A 15,877-nucleotide genomic window follows, 5' to 3' on the forward strand; every position below is an offset into this window, starting at 1 on the left:
ATCCGTGAATGTTTCTTAATCCGTGAATGTCTCTTAATCCGCATCCGCGGCTCCGGTCACGAGCCTTTGAGCGCGTCCACGAGCAGCTGCGTGTAGGCGCGCGCGCCGGCCGGCATCAGATGCACGCCGTCGCGGGCAAAGTAATCGTCGCGCCCGGCGCTGGCCGAATGCCAGTCGATCAGCAGGACGCGGTCGTCCCGCTGCGCCGCGCGTTCCAGCGCGCTGTTGACGACGCCTTCCCACGGACGCGGCACCCGCGTGTTGACCAGAATGATCTTCTTCGCTTCCGGCAGCTTCGCCAGCAGCCCGTCCAACTGCTCGTCGGTAAACGAGCCGTTCGTTCCGAGCTGGATCAGCACGGTCGTGCCGATCCGGCCTTCCGCTTCGAGCTGGTCGACCAGCGCCGGCGCCTGCGACATCTGGCGGCCGACGAGGCCGTCGACCGCGATGCCCGGCAGTTCCGCCGTCAGGTACGGCTTGATGTCGAGCATGACGGAGTCGCCGATAGCCGTCATGCCGACGCCTGTTCCGGCCGGCAGCGGCACATCCGCGGCGTCGACCGCCGGCACCGCCGCAGCCGGATCGGCTGCCGCTTCCACAGCCGGCACATCCGTGCCGGCATAAGGCGTCTGCGCTTCGGCCGGCGGCGCCAGGCGGTTCATCGCGAAGCCGAGCACCAGCACGAGCGCCGCCGTGCCGCCAAGCGTGCGCAGCAGCCGCTTGCGGCCGATGCCGGGCTCGCGCATGACCCGCTTCCACCAGCGACCGAAATTGCCGCTCCGCACAGGCTGCTCCACGTAGCGGTACGACAGTTCCGCCAGCACGAAGCTGACGAGCAGCTGGAGCAGGATGCGCGTCATGTTCGGGCCGCCGGTATTGACGAGCGGGGTCGTCAGCACGATGACCGGATAGTGCCACAGGTACAGTCCGTACGAGCGGGCGCCGATCCAGCGCAAAGGCTTGGCGCCGAGCACCCGGCCGAGCCGGCAGGCCGGATGGGCGAGCGCCGCGACGAGAATCGTCGTCGCCAGCGACAGCAGCACCATGCCTCCGCGGTACAGGAACGTACCGTAATCGTTAGACTTGAAGATAAGCACCGCGATCACGATCAGGCAGATCGTCGCCGTGACGTCGAGCGTCTTCGTGGCCGATCTGGAAATGTTCGTTTTGAGCTTGCGGCTCGGCCAGACGACGGCGAGCGCCGCGCCGATCAGCAGCGAGAACAGGCGCGTATCCGTGCCGTAGTAGACACGGCTCGGGTCCTGCCCCGGCTGGTACATGATGCCCATCGCGAGCGCCGAAGCGAGCGACAGGCCGGCCAGCACGAGCGCCAGCTTGCCGCGGTTCTTCTGCGCCAGAATAAGCCCGATGCCGAGCAGTACCGGCCAGAAAATGTAGAACTGCTCCTCGACCGCGAGCGACCACAGATGGCCGAGCGGCGAGAGCGGGCCGAAGCTCTCGAAGTAAGACACTTCGTGGAAGATCAGCCACCAGTTGCTGTAATACAGCAGCGCAGCCGGCACGTCGCCGAGCATCGCCGGCAGGCGGCTGCGGTCGACGAGAATCGACCACAGCACCGTCGCCAGCACGACCGCGAGCATGGCCGGCAGCAGTCTTTTGGCCCGCCGGACCCAGAAATCTTTCATGTCGAAGCGACCTGTCCGGTCCCACTGCGCCAGCAGGATATCCGTGATCAGGTAGCCCGACAGCACGAAGAACATCGTGACGCCGAGCAGTCCGCCCGGTGCCCACTGCGTATGCAGATGATAGAAAATGACGGCGAGCACCGCGAGCGCGCGCAGTCCGTCCAATCCCGGCATGTAGCGGCCCGCGCCCGGCTTGGGGTGCTCGGCCGCCGGTTCGCGGTGCCGGGGCGGGGAATCGTGTCCGGCATACCGCCGATTTTCGCTGTTCGCCTCGCTGCCTGCGTATCTTCCATTGCTCATGGCCTCTGCCCTTTCGACATCTCGAATAGTCCGATTTTTGAAAATCCCGTCTCTTTTAGAATCCAATCTCTATGTAAAATCTAATCTCTATTATAGCAGGACGCCGGTGGATATCTAGAACAGGAACGGAGAAACTCGGCAGCGGAGACCGCATTATTTGAATTGTTAGGCAGGAATGGGTAAGATCAACGGGATTGCCCCAAATACATATAGCGAAAGCGAGGTTCGGGCCCATGTTCGAATGGATTAGGGAATTGGACGTAGTGTGGCAGTACGCGGCTTTGTTTCTGCTGGCAGCCGCCCCGTGGTTGGACATTTTTCTGGTCGTGCCGCTCGGCATTGTCTGGGGCTTGTCCCCGGTCGCCGTGTCGATCATCGGCTTCGCGGGCAACTTCCTCATGGTTCTGCTGATCGGCCTCTTCTTCACCCGCATCTCCGCCTGGCTGGAGCGCCGCAAGGTCAAGCAGGGCCGCACGGCTTCTTCCAAAAAAGAAACGCGGGCCAGGCGGGTGTGGGAAAAATACGGCGTCCCCGGCCTCGCGCTCGTCGCTCCGGCGCTCGTGGGTACCGATATTGCCGCCGTGCTCGCCTTGTCGTTCGGTTCTTCCCGCCGCTGGGTGATCGGCTGGATGGCGGTCAGCCTGGCCGTCTGGACGGTGGTCATGGCTGTTGGCTCGGTGTACGGCTTGAGCTATGCGACGCAGTAGATTTAAGATGTCCGTCAAAAAAAGAACGAAAAAAATCCCGTCCGCGCTTCTGCGCGAACGGGATTTTTCGTCGTGTGCCGTACGTGGTCCCTTTTCCATTTACATTTTGCGTTTTGAGTTTTGTGTTGAGGATGCTGCGCTTTAAGAACCGTTCATTTTGAACTGCAGGAACAATTCGTTGTAGCGGACCAGCCATTTTTTGCCCAGATTCTCGTACACTTCAAGCTGATTCGTCAGCTCGTCGGACGGATAGAAACGTTCGTCGCCCGAGATGTCTTCCGGCAGCAGCGCAAGCGCGGCGTCGTTCGGCGTCGAATACCCGACGTATTCCGTGTTCTGCGCGTTCACTTCCGGATCGAGCATGAAGTTGATAAACGCCATCGCCCCGTCGACGTTCTGCGCCGTTCTCGGAATGACCATGTTGTCGAAGTACAGGTTGGACCCTTCCTTCGGCACCACGTAATCGAGTTCTTCGTTCTCGCTCATGATCTCCGAGGCGTCGCCCGAAAATACAAGGCCCGCCGCCGCTTCGCCGTTCGCCAGCAGCAGCTTGATCTCGTCGCCGACGATCGCTTTGACGTTCGGCGTCAGGTCCATCAGATGGTCCAGCGCCTGCGCCAGATGCTGTTCGTTCTTGTCGTTAAGCGAATAGCCCTGGCTGACGAGCCCGGTGCCGATCACTTCGCGCGCCCCGTCGGTCAGCAGAATGTCGTTGCGAAGCGTCGGGTCCCACAGGTCTTCCCAGCTCTCGAACTTCAGGTCGGTCAGAGTCGGGTTGTAGACGACGCCGAGCGTGCCCCAGAAATACGGCATCGAGTACTCGTTGCCCGGGTCGAACGACAGATCGAGGAACTTGGGATCGAGATGCCGCATATTCGGAATCTTGGCGTGATCGAGCGGAATAAGCAGATTCTCTTCCCGCATCTTCTCGATCGCGTAATCGGACGGGATCGCCACGTCGAACGTCGTGCCGCCCTGTTCGATCTTGGTCAGCATCGCTTCGTTCGAATCGAACGTCTGGTAGATGACCGTGATGCCCGTCTCTTCCTGAAAGCGGTCGAGCAGTTCGGGGTCGATATAATCGCCCCAGTTGTAGATGGTCAGCGTATTGCCGCTGCTGTAGCCTTCGCTGGAGTTCAGCCGGTTGGCGAGAAACATCAGCGCAAAAGCCGCGACCAGTATCAGGATCAGCGTGCGCGTCATCGATTTCATTCCGGCACCCCCATTCGCGCGGCCGCGTCGGCCAGCTTGCGCTTTTCGCCGCGGCGCATCGAAATGTAGTACGCGACGACGAGGAACACGGTGAACAGGAAGATCAGCGTGGACAGCGCGTTGATCGACAGCGAGACGCCCTGTCTGGCCCGCGAGTAGATTTCGACGGCAAGCGTCGAATAGCCGCTGCCTGTCACGAAGAACGTGACGGCGAAGTCGTCCAGCGAATACGTCAGCGCCATGAAGAAGCCGCTGAAGATGCCGGGACGGATAAACGGCAATATGACTTTGGTCAGCACGTCGCGCTTGCTCGCGCCGAGATCGCGTGCCGCGTCGAGCAGCGTCGGGCTCATCTCCTGCAGCCTCGGCAGGATCATGAGCACCGTGATCGGAATGCTGAACGCCACGTGCGAGATCAATACCGAAGCGAAGCCGAGCTTCACCCCGACCATCGTGAACAGGATCAGGAACGAAGCGCCGATGATGACGTCCGGGCTGACGATCAGCACGTTGTTAAGCGACAGCAGCGTGTTCTTGAGCCGGGCGCGCCGGATATTCTCGATCGCGAGCGATCCGAATACCCCGATGATCGTCGCGATCGTCGAAGACAGCAGCGCGATGACGAGCGTGTTGATCACGATGATGATCAGCCGCGTATCGGCGAACACTTCCTTGTAATAATCGAGCGTAAAGCCTTCGAAGCCGTGCATCGTGCCGCCGCTGTTGAACGAGTAGAACATCAGGTACAGGATCGGCGCGTACAGGACGGCGAAGACGAGGACCAGATACAGATTGGAGATGCCGTTCTTTTTCCTCATCTTCGCACCCCTTTTCCGGTTCCGCCGGTCAGGAACATGATGACGGCCATCGCGACGATCAGGAACACGGCGACGGTCGAGCCCATGCCCCAGTCCTGCGTGACGAGGAAGTGCTGCTCGATCGCCGTGCCGAGCGTGATGACCTTGTTGCCGGCGATCAGGCGCGTGATCATGAACAGCGACAGCGCCGGGATGAATACGGAGATGCAGCCCGATTTGACCCCGGAGAGCGTCAGCGGGAAAATGACCCGGCGGAACGTGATCCAGCTGGAAGCGCCCAGGTCGCGGGCGGCGTCGGTGAGCGACACGTTCAGTTCTTCGAGCGCGTTATAGATCGGCATGATCATGAACGGCACGAAGATGTAGATCGACACGAACACGAAGCTTCCGCTCGTGAACAGCAGCTGCTGTTCGCCGAACCCGATCGAGCCGAGCAGGGCGTTGATCGGGCCGTACGTGCCGAAGATGCCGATGAACGCATACGTCTTGAGCAGCAGGTTGATCCACGTCGGCAGGATGATGAGCAGCAGCCACAGCTGCTTGTGCTTGGTGCGCGTCAGCAGATACGCCGCCGGATACGCGATCAGCAGCGAGAACAGCGTAATAAGAAACGCGTACCAGAACGAACTCAGCGTCATGCTCAGATAGACGGGAGTGAAAAAGTCCGCGTAATTCGACAGCGTCAGATTGCCTTCCACGTCGAACAGCGAATAATAGACGACCAGCACGACAGGCGCGATAACGAACAACGCCACCCACAGATAATAAGGAATGTAGGCGAGCGACCGCGCGTTTCCGCTGCCCTTACCGTTCATGGACCGGCACTCCCGCGTCTTCGTCTTCTTCGTACGCTTCCAGGCGGCGGTCGAATTCTTCCTCCGTTTCGCCGAAACGCATGACGTGGATCGCTTCCGGATCGAACGTCAATCCGATCTGCGCGCCGACTTCGGCCCGTTTGGTCGAATGCACGAGCCATTCCTGGCCGGAATCGTCGTAGCAGCTAATCTCGTAATGGACGCCGCGGAACAGCTGCGAATCGACGCGGACTTGCATTTTGCCGGCTTCCGGCGTCGTGATCTCCAGATCTTCCGGACGAACGACGATCTCGATCGGCTCGTTCGGACGCAGTCCCGCGTCGACGCATTCGAAGCGCCGGCCGTTAAATTCGACGCGGTAGTCTTCGATCATGACGCCGGGCACGATATTCGATTCGCCGATAAAATCGGCCACAAAGCGGTTGATCGGCTCGTCGTAAATATCGTTCGGCGTGCCGCTCTGCTCGATCCGGCCCTGGTTCATGACGAAAATATAATCCGACATCGCCAGCGCCTCTTCCTGGTCGTGCGTGACGAAGATGAACGTAATGCCCAGCCGCTGCTGCAGCTCGCGCAGGACGTACTGCATCTCGGTCCGCAGCTTGAGGTCGAGCGCGGACAGCGGCTCGTCGAGCAGCAGCACTTCCGGCTCGTTCACGATCGCCCGGGCGATCGCCACGCGCTGGCGCTGGCCGCCGGACATCTCGGTAATCGCGCGGTTCTCGTAGCCGTCGAGATTGACCATGTTCAACGCTTCCGTCACTTTGGCCGCGATGACGTTCGGCTTCATTTTCTTGATCCGCAGCCCGAACGCGACGTTCTCGAACACGTTCAGATGCGGGAACAGGGCGTAGTCCTGGAAGACGGTATTGACCTGCCGTTTCTCCGGCGGCACTTTGTTGATGACCCGTCCGCCCAGATAGATCGAGCCTTCCGTCGGTTCCATGAAGCCCGCGATCATGCGCAGGATGGTCGTTTTGCCGCAGCCCGAAGGACCGAGCAGCGTGTAGAACTTGCCCCGCTCGATTTCGAAATCGATCTTTTTGAGCACGGTGAGCCCGTCGTCGTACTGCTTCGTCACGGACTCGAAACGAATGATGTGTGGATCTGTGATGATGAAACCCCTCCTCTGGCAACCGGATGCCCGGACCCCGATCGGCTCCGGTCTTTTCCCGATATTTAACGGTATCTTTAACTTCTTTCTAACCGCTATTCTATAGAAAAAAACGCATGAAGGCTACATTTCTATGTATGCGGACGTCGCTTTCTTGATTAAAAAGCAGGGAAAAGATCGGCTGCGGCAGCCCGATCTTTTCGGCGGAAGCCAGGCGCGGATCGCGAAGGCGATTCCCGCTCCGATTCCGTCAAAATTTATATTTGTGCATGATCGGCACGCCGACCCGGTTGAGCAGCGGCGACAGCAGCGCCCAGCCGGCCCGGCGATGCGGCGGCAGATGCCGGTCGTACACGGCGCTGTATTCGATCTCCGCGACCGCGCCGCGGTTGCGCTTGAACTGCGCCGCTCCGGCGCTCTCGTGCAGCAGGCAGCCTTCTTCGGCCGCCAGGCGCAGCAGCACCGCCGACAGCATGCGGTACAGCCCGATCTCCTGCGGCACGCCCGTGTCGTAGCCGAACACGGGCGTCGTCATGATGCCGCCCTGCGCGTAATAGCCGAGCACGGCGTCCAGCCGGCCGCTTGCCCGCGAGCGCAGCGCATGCAGCTTCAGCAGATTCGACCGCAGCGCCCGCTCAAAAAAGCGCGGCGTGAACGCCGGATTGTGCGCCGAATATTTGTCGAGGTACAGCAGCCGGTACAGCTCGGCCAGCCGCGGCGCGTCGGCTTCGCCCAACTCTTCCGGCCCGCACACGTCGTAGCCGTGCTTGTCCAGCAGGCCGTAATCGCGCTTCTGCAGCCAGCGGGCTTTGGACGGAATCCGGTCCGGCGCTTCGTACAGATACACCTGGCGGCTCGGCACGAGCCGGAAGCCCATCTCCGTCAGCGCGTCGAGACAACCGGGCGTCGTGCGGCGGTTGAGCGAACGGAATACGATCGAGCGGTCCGGGAACTCCCGGAGCAGCAGGGCAACGGCCGATGCAAGAGCCGACCCGTCAAGCGGCGGATACAGATTCGTCGACAGCAGCCGGTTGTTGACCTGGACCGCGCGGTTGAACCGCGACGCCTTGAGCAGCCAGCCGGCCGGCGTCAACAGCACGCCGAGCAGGGCGCGGGCGGCGCGCGATTCCAGCAGCGACAGCTCCTCGCGCGCGTAGCTGATGTAATGCGTGTACGGCGAGAACACGTAGGAATCGCCGTATTCGCGTTCGCCCACGCTCAGCGGAAGCGTCACGCCGAGCGATTCGCAGCGCAGGGCGCGCAGCGTCGTATCGACGTTCGCGATCAGCGCAGGCACGCCTTCGCCCTGCATGGCGGACAGCCAGCGCAGCGTGGAGGCGTCGTCCGAATCTTCGTTAGGGGACGCTTCATTATAAGATCCTTTATTGTCAGGTTTATTATTGAAAGATTCCTTACTGTAAGTAATCTTACTCTTCGCGGATTTGGCGTCCGCAGCTTCGCGGCGGGATCGTTGTTCCGTCAGCCAGCGCTCCAGACTGTCCCCTTCATACAGGTTCCATTCGGTCATTCACCGCAAACCTCCTCTGCACCCGTCTCAATTTGACCGCTCCGGGCACGAAGGCGTACGGCGCGAACGCCGTCTCCGGCATGGCCGCGCCGATACGCGCGCACAGCGCAGCCAGCGCATTTTCCACGTCGGATTCGGTCTGCGCCCGCGCCTCCGTTCCGGCTGCCGCGGCCGTATCCAGTTCGATCTCAAGCCTGTCCGGCGCGTGCAGGACGGCGCGGTACGCTTCGACCCGCTCCGACGCGCCGATAATCGCCCGCGAGACGTAGTCCGGGAACAGCGTGACGAAGCCCGTCCCGTTTGCCGCCGGCAGCACGAACAAGTCGTCGCTCCGCCCTTCAATCCGCTCGATCGCCGTAAAGGGCGAGCCGCAGGCGCAGGACACCGGACTTTCGGTCAGCAGGTCGCCGAGCCGGTAGCGCACGATCGGCTGGGAGAAGCGGACGAAATCGGTTACGATCGGCACGAACGTTTTGCGCTCCGCGTCCACGTATTCTTTTTCGATATGGACGACGTCTTCGTTGAGATGCAGCGTCCCGTGGCTGCACGACGCGCCCAGAAAACCTTCGGTGCACTGGTACACCTGATGGATACGCAGACCGAAGCTCTCTTCGATCATGCGCCGGTCCAGCGGATCGAGCACTTCGGCCATCGACACCAGATGTCCGGGCGCGATGCGGAGCCGGCCGGAGCGAACTTCGCCCGCCAGCAGGCGCAGCATCGACGGCGGCGCGGCAAGCACGCTCGGACGCTGCGCGTTCAGCCGTTCCACGTGCCGCTCAAGCGGATGCAGCAGATCGTAGAACTCGAACGCCACCCGCCGGCTGCGCACCGATCCGTACAAATTGCTGTCGGCCCGCAGGAAAAAAGCGATCCGGTGTCCCTGAAGCAGCGGTCCGGGCAGCACGCGCTGCAAAATGGTCCCCGTCCAGGCCAACCGCTCGCGGCGGCTGACGAGAAACAACCCCCGGCTGCCCGACGTGCCGGACGACAGGCCGATCGTCAGCCCGCCGATCTCCGGCGTGAAATCGCGCGTGCGCTCTCCTTCCAGCGCCAGCTCCATCGCTTCTTCGCGGCGGACGCCCGCCGTATTGAGCGTGTCGAAATGCTCCATCATCGCTTTTTTGTCGATCTCCGGGAACCGGCGCCAGTCCCGCGTATCCAGCCCCTGCCACAGCTCCCGGTAAAAAGGCGAAGCGGCACGCACCCTGTCCAGATGGCGGAGGATGCGCGGCTCCCGCCACCGTTCCAGAGCATCGCGATCCGGTATGGCCGCGCGCCGGCGTGCCGCCGCGTACTGCATAAGAATATGTAGGGAATCGGTCTTCATCGGCAGGTTCCTCCTGTTTGAAATGCGAATGTTCGGCGCAAAAGTTCGAGCGGCGCGCCCGAAGCGGAAAGTTCGGCGGTCGGCGGCGCATGCGCATGCCTCGCGCGGACGACGCGATTGAGGCGGGATGGGGCCGCAGGCCTTGCATAGCCCGCGCGGACGGCGCGATTGAGGCGGGATGGGCCTCAGGCGTTGCATAGCCCGCGCGGACGGCGCGATTGAGGCGGGATGGGCCTCAGGCGTTGCATAGCCCGCGCGGACGGCGCGCCCGAAGCGGAAAGTTCGGCGCCCTTATAGCGGGCTGCCGCCTATCGCGTAGGCGGCTTCCGCTTCCGGGCAGTGCGAAGCGACGATGCGCAGCTCCGGGAAAGCTTCGTGCAGCCCGCGCAGCGCGCGGAAGCTGTCCGCGTAGGCGCGGCGGTCAGGCATGATAACGCCCGCAAGCGCGCTGGGCGGGCGGTCTTCCCGGTAAGCCGCCGCCGACCAGGCGGCATCGGCGCACAGCAGCGCCGGTCCGCGGGCCGTGCGCAGCAGCAGCCCGATCTGCCCGTAGGCATGGCCGGGCAGATCGACGGCGAGCAGGCTGCCGTCGCCGAGCACGTCGGTCAGGCGCCGCCAGGCAAAGCCGGGCAGGAACCCTTCCGGCACGTCGACGCGCGACTCCGGCGCGAACGGCCGCGCCCGGCGGTCGAAATCGCCGGGCAGCAGCCCCGGCAGGAATCCGCGCTTGACCGCGCCGATCCCGCGCAGTCCGCGCATCTTGTCGAGCGCTTCGCGCTCGTACAAAAAGGACGCCTGCGGAAAATCGCGCAGTCCCGCCACATGGTCGGCGTGAAAATGCGAGATAATAATGCGGCCGACCGCTTCCGGCCGCATGCCCGCGGCCCGCAGCCGTTCGGCCGCGCTCTGCCCGGCTTCGAACTGCACCGGAGTCGTGATCCGGTACAGCCGTTCCGGGAACGGGTCCGTCTCGCGGAAAAAGCGGTCCGAATAGCCCGTATCGAACAGGATCAGGCCGTGCCGCGGATGGCGGATACAGGCGAACAGCGCCGGAATACGGACGCTGCGCAGCCGGCCGCCCCGGATCGTGACCCATTCCGGATGGCGGCAGCTTCCGGTCGGGAACAGCCTGAGTTCCACTCTGGGCGCGGGTCCGCCGGCCAGTTCCCAGAGCGAATCCAGCGCGGAAGGAGTCGGGCGCACGCCCGTTTTTGCCTCGTCCGATTCGGCAGTTCTCTCCGCATGCCTATTGGCGTTCGGGTTGACGTTCGGGTTGGCTTTCCTGTTGGAGTTCCGTTCGACGTTCGCTTCGGTATTCAATTTGATTTTCAACGCGATCGCTCTCCTTCCTGCCCGGTCCACCATTCGACGAAACGGTCCAGCCCTTCTTCGATGCCGACGAGCGGTTCGTAGCCGAGTCCGCTCCGCGCGGCGCCGATATCCAGCGTTTGGCTGCTGCCGAGCATGCCGACCAGCGCGCGGGTCAGCATCGGTTCGCCGCCCGAAGGCCGCAGCCGCGCGGCGCTTTCCATCAGGGAGGCGAGTGCATAAGCGGCGGCAAAAGACAGCTTTTTGCCGCGCAGCGGACGGCCCAGCTTCGCGAACAGCAGCCCGGCGGCCGCAGCCAAAGCAATCGGCGCGCCTCCGCTTATGTTATAAATGCGGGCGCCGTCCGAAAGTTCCGCCGGGGCGAACGCGGCCAGCTTGAGCGCGCGGACCGCGTCGTCCACGTACGTCAGGTCGATCAGCGCCTCACCTCCGCCGATCAGCGGCACGCCCGTCCGGCCGTTGGCTTCGATCAGCCGGGGCAGGATCGTGAGATCTCCCGGCCCGTACAAAGCGCGGGGCCGCAGCACGATCGCGTCCAGCCCGAGCCGGCGCACGCGTTCGACTTCCTGTTCCGCCAGCCGTTTGGTCCGGGCGTACGCGCTGATCGGCTTCGCGGGCAGCGGATCGTGTTCCCGCACGCCGATCCGGGCTTTGGCCCCGAAATACAGGCTCGGCGTGGAGATATGTACGAGGCGGGACACGCCGGCGCGCAGGCAGGCTTCCGCCACATTCGCCGTGCCGTTCACATTCGCCGCCATGAACGTCTCTTCCCGTCCCCACGCAGCGGAATGCGCGCCGCAGTGGATCACGGCGTCGAATCCCGTGCCTATCGCCCGCCCGATAGCTTCCGCATCGTCCAGTTCCGCGCGGACGAAGCGGATTCCGCTCTGCTCCAGCCGCTCGCCGGCCTGTACGCTTCGGCCCAAGCCGGTCACTTCGTGTCCGTCTTCCAGCAGGCTTCGCGCCGTATGCCCGCCCAAAAACCCGGTCGCTCCGGTCACCAAAATCTTCATTTTCCGTCCCTCCAGAGGCCGTGATGTTGAATTTTGCCCGTAAATTTCGGCGCTGTGTACAACTTTTTCCAAAACAAATTTTTCATTCATCCACAGAAAAGGGGGGTGGTTATCCACGTTGTCCACGGTTTTTCCCCAATTTGGACACGAAATAGCCTAAAACAGTCCTTTTAGACACTTCTCCACATGTGGATAACTTTTTTTCGCCCAAGGGGTTGTCCCTCCCTTATGCACACGCAGCGCCCGGTATCCTTTTGGCAGGATCTCTCCGGGACGGACTTTGTATCCGCGACACCTCGGCGGGCTGCCGGAATCGCGTCCGGGCCGAACGGCCTTCGCTTCAATCGTTCGGACGGGCGGCTCGCCCGTCGATCCCTTCTTCCCCGATCGGCTGGCCGTCCCAGCCGATATCGGCTACCGAAGCTTCCGACAGCGAACCTCCGATCGAACGCGCGCGGCGGCGAAGTTCCAGCATCATGCGCAGCGCCTGCGGCAGCACGCGGGCGTCGCCGCGCCGCAGCAGCACGTCGCGCGAGCCGCGCAAATCGCGCAGCCAGCCGGCAAACCGCCTGGGCCGCGTCAGCTGGCCCAGTCCGCTGCCGAGCATCGGCAGCAGCAGCATCGGCGTCCTCGCCGGCCGGGCCAGAATCACGGCGTCCACCGTATCCGGCCGCGCCAGCGCATCCGTCAGGTCCGGAACGCGCCGACGATCGCCGGACGCGGACAGCTCCGCGTGCTCCGCGTCCCCGCGCGAAGTTCCGCCGCCCGCGGCCTGCGGCGCAAGCAGCAGATGCACGCCGCTTGTGGCGCGCGGATTGCATTCGATCGGCAGCAGCTCCCCTTCCTCCGTCCGGATGAAGTCGAACGCCAGCTGACCGCTGAAGTTCGTCCGCTCCACGAAGCGGACCACCCATTCCCGCACCTGCGGATCGGCGTCGGGTTCGAAGCAGACGGACGCTCCGCTCGCCGTCTGCGGCGCGCGATACGCCGCGTGCGCGAGCAGCCGCCCTTCGTGCGCCGCTCCGTACGTGCACAGCAGCTCGCCCGCGGCGTAGCGCTGCGCCACCCACGACCCGCCCGCGCGGCGCGCATGCTCGCGCGCTTCGCCGAGCGAGCCGTGCCGGGACACCCCGGCCGAGAACCGGGAAAACTCCGGCTTCAGCACATAAGCCGGATCGCCGGGCGCCGTCCGCGGAATCCGCCCTTCGATGCGCGCTTCTTCGCGGCCGCTTCCCCGGCCCCCGCCGCCGGATAGCGCTTCGCTCGGGGCCGCTCCGCCTTCGCCCACGCTTTCCCCGGCTCCGCTTGGCGCCACGCCCGTCCACTGGGCTTCACTCCCAGCTTCCCGGCCTTCCTCCGCGTCTCCCCCGACCTCTCCGCTATCTCCGGCGCTTCCGCCAGCCCCATCCGCAAACGTCAGCCGCACCGTTTCCGGCACGGCCAACCCCAACCGCGCGCACAGCGCGATAAACGCCCATTTGCTGTGCAGTTCGCGCAGCGTCCCCAGCGGGGGCGCGAGCACGCGGCAGTCCGGGCCGAAGCTGCCCCGGTACGCGGAAACGTAGAAGATTTCCTCGCAGGTCGGCAGCAGCAGACCGATACCCTCGCGGCGCACGATGTCGCGCAGCGCAGCCGCGTAGCCCGCCGGGTCCTGCGCCGGCGGCGGCACGCGGAAGCTCCGCTTGACCGCGCGCGAAGCCGCGCACAGCGGATGCTCCAGACTCTCGGCGGCATACACCTCCGCGCCTCTCGCCGCGAAAGCGCGCGCCAGGTCCAGCGCGCAAGGCGCGCGGCCGCCCGTAATCAGAACGCGCAGCCCGTTCATGACGTCTCCCCCTTCTTGGGGCCGTCGCCCCGCGTGTCCATGCGCCGCGCGCCTCAATAGACCAGCGCGATCCCGCCGAGCGACAGCCCGGCCGACGTGCCGACCAACAGCACGTTGTCGCCGCGTTCCAGCCGACCTTCGCGCACGGCCCGGTCCAGCCCGAGCGGAATCGAAGCGGCGATGACGTTGCCGTAATGCGGCGCGATATAGAGCATTTGCTCCTCGCTGATGCCCAGCTTGCGCTGAAGCAGCCGCATGGCCATCACGCTGCCCTGATGCGGCACGACGAGCTTGAAGTCGGCCATGGACAAGCCGGCGCCGCCCAGCAGTTCCTGCATGAACGCCGGCAGCAGGCGCGAAGCCTGGCGGAAGATGCCTTCGCCGTCCATCGAGAACAGGTAATCGGCGGCCGCAGCGGAGCTGTAGGACGCAGACGGCAGGCCGCTGCCTCCGCCCCGGATCTCCGAATGGCGCGCGCCTGCGCTGTGCGTCGTCATCCGGGCATGCAGGATGCGCGAAGGCTCGCCCGCAGCGGAGCGTTCCACGACCGCGGCGGCGGCTCCGTCGCCGAACAGCGCCGCGCTTTCTTTGTCGGACCAGTTCAGCCCTTTGGACGCGATCTCGCTGGACACGATCAGCACCCGGCGATAGCGGCCCGCGTCCACGAGATACGACAGCGTGTCGAGCGCGGTCACGAAGCTCAGGCAGGTCGCATTGATGTCGAAGCACGGCACGCCGGATTCTTCTTCGCCCAGCGCGCGCTGGATCAGCGCGGCCGTGCACGGAATCGGCTGCTCCATCGTACCGCTTGCGCAGACGAGGCAGTCCATATCGGCAAAAGCCAGTCCGGCTCTCTCCAGCGCTTCGCGGGCCGCTTCCGCACCCATCTGCGAAGCGGTCTCCGCGCCGACGAAATGCCGGTTGGCCACGCTCGTCTTGCGCATGACCCAGCCCGGTTCGGTCCCCAGCCTGTCGTCGATCTGTGCGGCCGATATGCCGACTCCCGGCAAATACCGTCCCGTTCCCGTAATTTTGACATGACGCGCTTCCATAACCATTCCCCCTACCGAGTATCTGACCCCACCCTCCGGCGTTTGCCGGCCGCGAATTCGTGATCGGCGGCCGACCGCTTCGGGTTTTGTCTTCATTATACGACGGACGGTCCGCGCGGTTTCTCACATTCGCCGCGCTTCGGCCGTTCCAACCTTCATTCACACGCCCAAACAAAAAAAATCGCTTCCGGTTCGAGGCTCAAAAAGAGCGATTCGTACCGAAAACGATTTGATGTTGGGTCTTCAATGAACTCATGTATGGCGCTTGCTTTCGACCGGTCTGCCGGTCTTACTTGTTCTGCGCTTTAGGATCTCCGGTCGGATTGGCCAGCACCGGAAGCATTTTCGTATCCCGTTTCATCGAAGACGAGCAGATCGGACACTTCGGTTCATCCTCGAACGAAAAGTTGTCTCTCATCCAGCCCTTGCAGTCTTCCTGCTCGCAAGTCCATACCGCGGTGCTTTCTTTCACAAGTTCCTCGTCCTGTTTTTTACGAAAATACATGCTCGATGCCTCCCCGCATTTGATAGGGGCCGCAGCCGGTCCCGGTATATGTTAATCGTTAAAAAGTTGTCTCCAAGTGAAAAAGGACTGCCCCCAACGCATGGTTAAGAGCAGTCCGTTCATTGAGTTCTTACAGTTTAGTTACGTTTTCAGCTTGTGGTCCACGGTTGCCTTCAACGATGTTGAATTCTACGCGTTGGCCTTCGTCGAGGGTTTTGAAACCGTCGCCTTGGATAGCGGAGAAGTGAACGAATACGTCGCTTCCGCCTTCTACTTCGATAAAGCCGTAACCTTTTTCTGCGTTAAACCATTTTACTGTTCCTGTTTCCATGAGAGAAAACCTCCAAAAATTTTGATTCCGGAGCTTTGGAGATGATCCAAGTCCGGTCAACATGCATTTTTTATGCTCCGTGGGGATATAAAAAAATCACACATTGGAAAAGGTTCCATAACCCATACATGACAACCCTTTCCAATATGTGAAATCAGGGGGCATATTCATATTCGCTGTTACCTAAAATATTACCACAGCCTTTCCCCAAAAGCAAACGTTTCCGCCATTTTTTTCGATAATTTTGCCCGAATTTTAGCTTGGACGCTCGCTTTAAGCCACGCCGGACCTGGGAAAAAGCCCTCTGCACTTTTTTGCTTTTCGCACTCGCATTCAGGGGAACCGGCAGGCT

The 15,877-nt window shown here is 62.8% G+C and carries 14 protein-coding genes; 1 reads left to right on the forward strand and 13 read right to left on the reverse strand.

Annotated features, from left to right (window positions below; genetic code table 11):
• Positions 1 to 56: 56 nt before the first annotated feature.
• Positions 57 to 1,946, reverse strand: coding sequence for an acyltransferase family protein (locus FFV09_RS09125; RefSeq protein WP_141447544.1), 1,890 nt, complete (start codon positions 1,944 to 1,946; stop codon positions 57 to 59).
• A gap of 233 nt (positions 1,947 to 2,179) precedes the next feature.
• Here FFV09_RS09125 and FFV09_RS09130 point away from each other — a divergent pair, with 233 nt between their 5' ends.
• Positions 2,180 to 2,653 (forward strand): small multi-drug export protein, encoded by a 474-nt coding sequence (locus FFV09_RS09130; RefSeq protein ID WP_141447545.1) that lies wholly within the window; start codon positions 2,180 to 2,182, stop codon positions 2,651 to 2,653.
• A 141-nt stretch (positions 2,654 to 2,794) separates the two neighbouring features.
• Here FFV09_RS09130 and FFV09_RS09135 read toward each other — a convergent pair whose 3' ends face one another.
• The 12 genes from FFV09_RS09135 to FFV09_RS09190 all read right to left on the reverse strand — a co-directional run bounded on the left by FFV09_RS09135 (position 2,795) and on the right by FFV09_RS09190 (position 15,525).
• Positions 2,795 to 3,865 carry an ABC transporter substrate-binding protein gene (locus FFV09_RS09135; RefSeq protein WP_141447546.1) on the reverse strand — a complete coding sequence of 357 codons (1,071 nt, stop codon included), beginning with the start codon at positions 3,863 to 3,865 and terminating at the stop codon, positions 2,795 to 2,797.
• Positions 3,862 to 4,683, reverse strand: a complete 822-nt coding sequence (locus tag FFV09_RS09140) for an ABC transporter permease (RefSeq protein WP_141447547.1) — start codon at positions 4,681 to 4,683, stop codon at positions 3,862 to 3,864. The genes FFV09_RS09135 and FFV09_RS09140 overlap by 4 nt, the downstream gene beginning before the upstream one ends.
• Positions 4,680 to 5,498 (reverse strand): ABC transporter permease, encoded by an 819-nt coding sequence (locus FFV09_RS09145; protein ID WP_141447548.1) that lies wholly within the window; start codon positions 5,496 to 5,498, stop codon positions 4,680 to 4,682. The genes FFV09_RS09140 and FFV09_RS09145 overlap by 4 nt, the downstream gene beginning before the upstream one ends.
• Positions 5,488 to 6,612, reverse strand: coding sequence for an ABC transporter ATP-binding protein (locus tag FFV09_RS09150; protein ID WP_141447549.1), 1,125 nt, complete (start codon positions 6,610 to 6,612; stop codon positions 5,488 to 5,490). Before FFV09_RS09150 ends, FFV09_RS09145 begins: the two co-directional genes overlap by 11 nt.
• A 250-nt stretch (positions 6,613 to 6,862) precedes the next feature.
• A complete protein-coding gene (locus FFV09_RS09155) occupies positions 6,863 to 8,140 on the reverse strand; it encodes a GNAT family N-acetyltransferase (protein ID WP_141447550.1) in 1,278 nt (425 codons plus the stop codon).
• Complete coding sequence (locus tag FFV09_RS09160; protein ID WP_141447551.1) at positions 8,118 to 9,470, reverse strand: F390 synthetase-related protein; 1,353 nt, start codon at positions 9,468 to 9,470, stop codon at positions 8,118 to 8,120. Before FFV09_RS09160 ends, FFV09_RS09155 begins: the two co-directional genes overlap by 23 nt.
• A gap of 291 nt (positions 9,471 to 9,761) precedes the next feature.
• Positions 9,762 to 10,802: an MBL fold metallo-hydrolase gene (locus tag FFV09_RS09165; RefSeq protein ID WP_246098512.1), complete on the reverse strand. Its 1,041-nt coding sequence runs from the start codon at positions 10,800 to 10,802 to the stop codon at positions 9,762 to 9,764.
• A complete protein-coding gene (locus tag FFV09_RS09170; protein WP_141447553.1) occupies positions 10,799 to 11,812 on the reverse strand; it encodes an NAD-dependent epimerase/dehydratase family protein in 1,014 nt (337 codons plus the stop codon). The genes FFV09_RS09165 and FFV09_RS09170 overlap by 4 nt, the downstream gene beginning before the upstream one ends.
• Before the next feature lie 340 nt (positions 11,813 to 12,152).
• Positions 12,153 to 13,637 (reverse strand): ATP-grasp domain-containing protein, encoded by a 1,485-nt coding sequence (locus tag FFV09_RS09175; protein ID WP_141447554.1) that lies wholly within the window; start codon positions 13,635 to 13,637, stop codon positions 12,153 to 12,155.
• Between the two features lie 53 nt (positions 13,638 to 13,690).
• A complete protein-coding gene (locus FFV09_RS09180; RefSeq protein ID WP_141447555.1) occupies positions 13,691 to 14,689 on the reverse strand; it encodes a beta-ketoacyl-ACP synthase III in 999 nt (332 codons plus the stop codon).
• A 289-nt stretch (positions 14,690 to 14,978) separates the two neighbouring features.
• Positions 14,979 to 15,194: a cold-shock protein gene (locus FFV09_RS09185; protein WP_141447556.1), complete on the reverse strand. Its 216-nt coding sequence runs from the start codon at positions 15,192 to 15,194 to the stop codon at positions 14,979 to 14,981.
• Between the two features lie 130 nt (positions 15,195 to 15,324).
• Positions 15,325 to 15,525 carry a cold-shock protein gene (locus FFV09_RS09190; RefSeq protein WP_018976919.1) on the reverse strand — a complete coding sequence of 67 codons (201 nt, stop codon included), beginning with the start codon at positions 15,523 to 15,525 and terminating at the stop codon, positions 15,325 to 15,327.
• Between the last annotated feature and the right edge of the window lie 352 nt (positions 15,526 to 15,877).

Origin of the sequence: Saccharibacillus brassicae, from assembly GCF_006542275.1 — a bacterium.
Classification (GTDB): domain Bacteria; phylum Bacillota; class Bacilli; order Paenibacillales; family Paenibacillaceae; genus Saccharibacillus; species Saccharibacillus brassicae.

Excerpts from the sequence above, each read along its gene's own strand:
- FFV09_RS09125 (WP_141447544.1), bottom strand. The coding sequence starts at position 1,946 with ATGAGCAATGGAAGATACGCAGGCAGCGAGGCGAACAGCGAAAATCGG.
- FFV09_RS09130 (WP_141447545.1), top strand. The coding sequence starts at position 2,180 with ATGTTCGAATGGATTAGGGAATTGGACGTAGTGTGGCAGTACGCGGCT.
- FFV09_RS09135 (WP_141447546.1), bottom strand. The coding sequence starts at position 3,865 with ATGAAATCGATGACGCGCACGCTGATCCTGATACTGGTCGCGGCTTTT.
- FFV09_RS09140 (WP_141447547.1), bottom strand. The coding sequence starts at position 4,683 with ATGAGGAAAAAGAACGGCATCTCCAATCTGTATCTGGTCCTCGTCTTC.
- FFV09_RS09145 (WP_141447548.1), bottom strand. The coding sequence starts at position 5,498 with ATGAACGGTAAGGGCAGCGGAAACGCGCGGTCGCTCGCCTACATTCCT.
- FFV09_RS09155 (WP_141447550.1), bottom strand. The coding sequence starts at position 8,140 with ATGACCGAATGGAACCTGTATGAAGGGGACAGTCTGGAGCGCTGGCTG.
- FFV09_RS09160 (WP_141447551.1), bottom strand. The coding sequence starts at position 9,470 with ATGAAGACCGATTCCCTACATATTCTTATGCAGTACGCGGCGGCACGC.
- FFV09_RS09170 (WP_141447553.1), bottom strand. The coding sequence starts at position 11,812 with ATGAAGATTTTGGTGACCGGAGCGACCGGGTTTTTGGGCGGGCATACG.
- FFV09_RS09175 (WP_141447554.1), bottom strand. The coding sequence starts at position 13,637 with ATGAACGGGCTGCGCGTTCTGATTACGGGCGGCCGCGCGCCTTGCGCG.
- FFV09_RS09180 (WP_141447555.1), bottom strand. The coding sequence starts at position 14,689 with ATGGAAGCGCGTCATGTCAAAATTACGGGAACGGGACGGTATTTGCCG.
- FFV09_RS09185 (WP_141447556.1), bottom strand. The coding sequence starts at position 15,194 with ATGTATTTTCGTAAAAAACAGGACGAGGAACTTGTGAAAGAAAGCACC.
- FFV09_RS09190 (WP_018976919.1), bottom strand. The coding sequence starts at position 15,525 with ATGGAAACAGGAACAGTAAAATGGTTTAACGCAGAAAAAGGTTACGGC.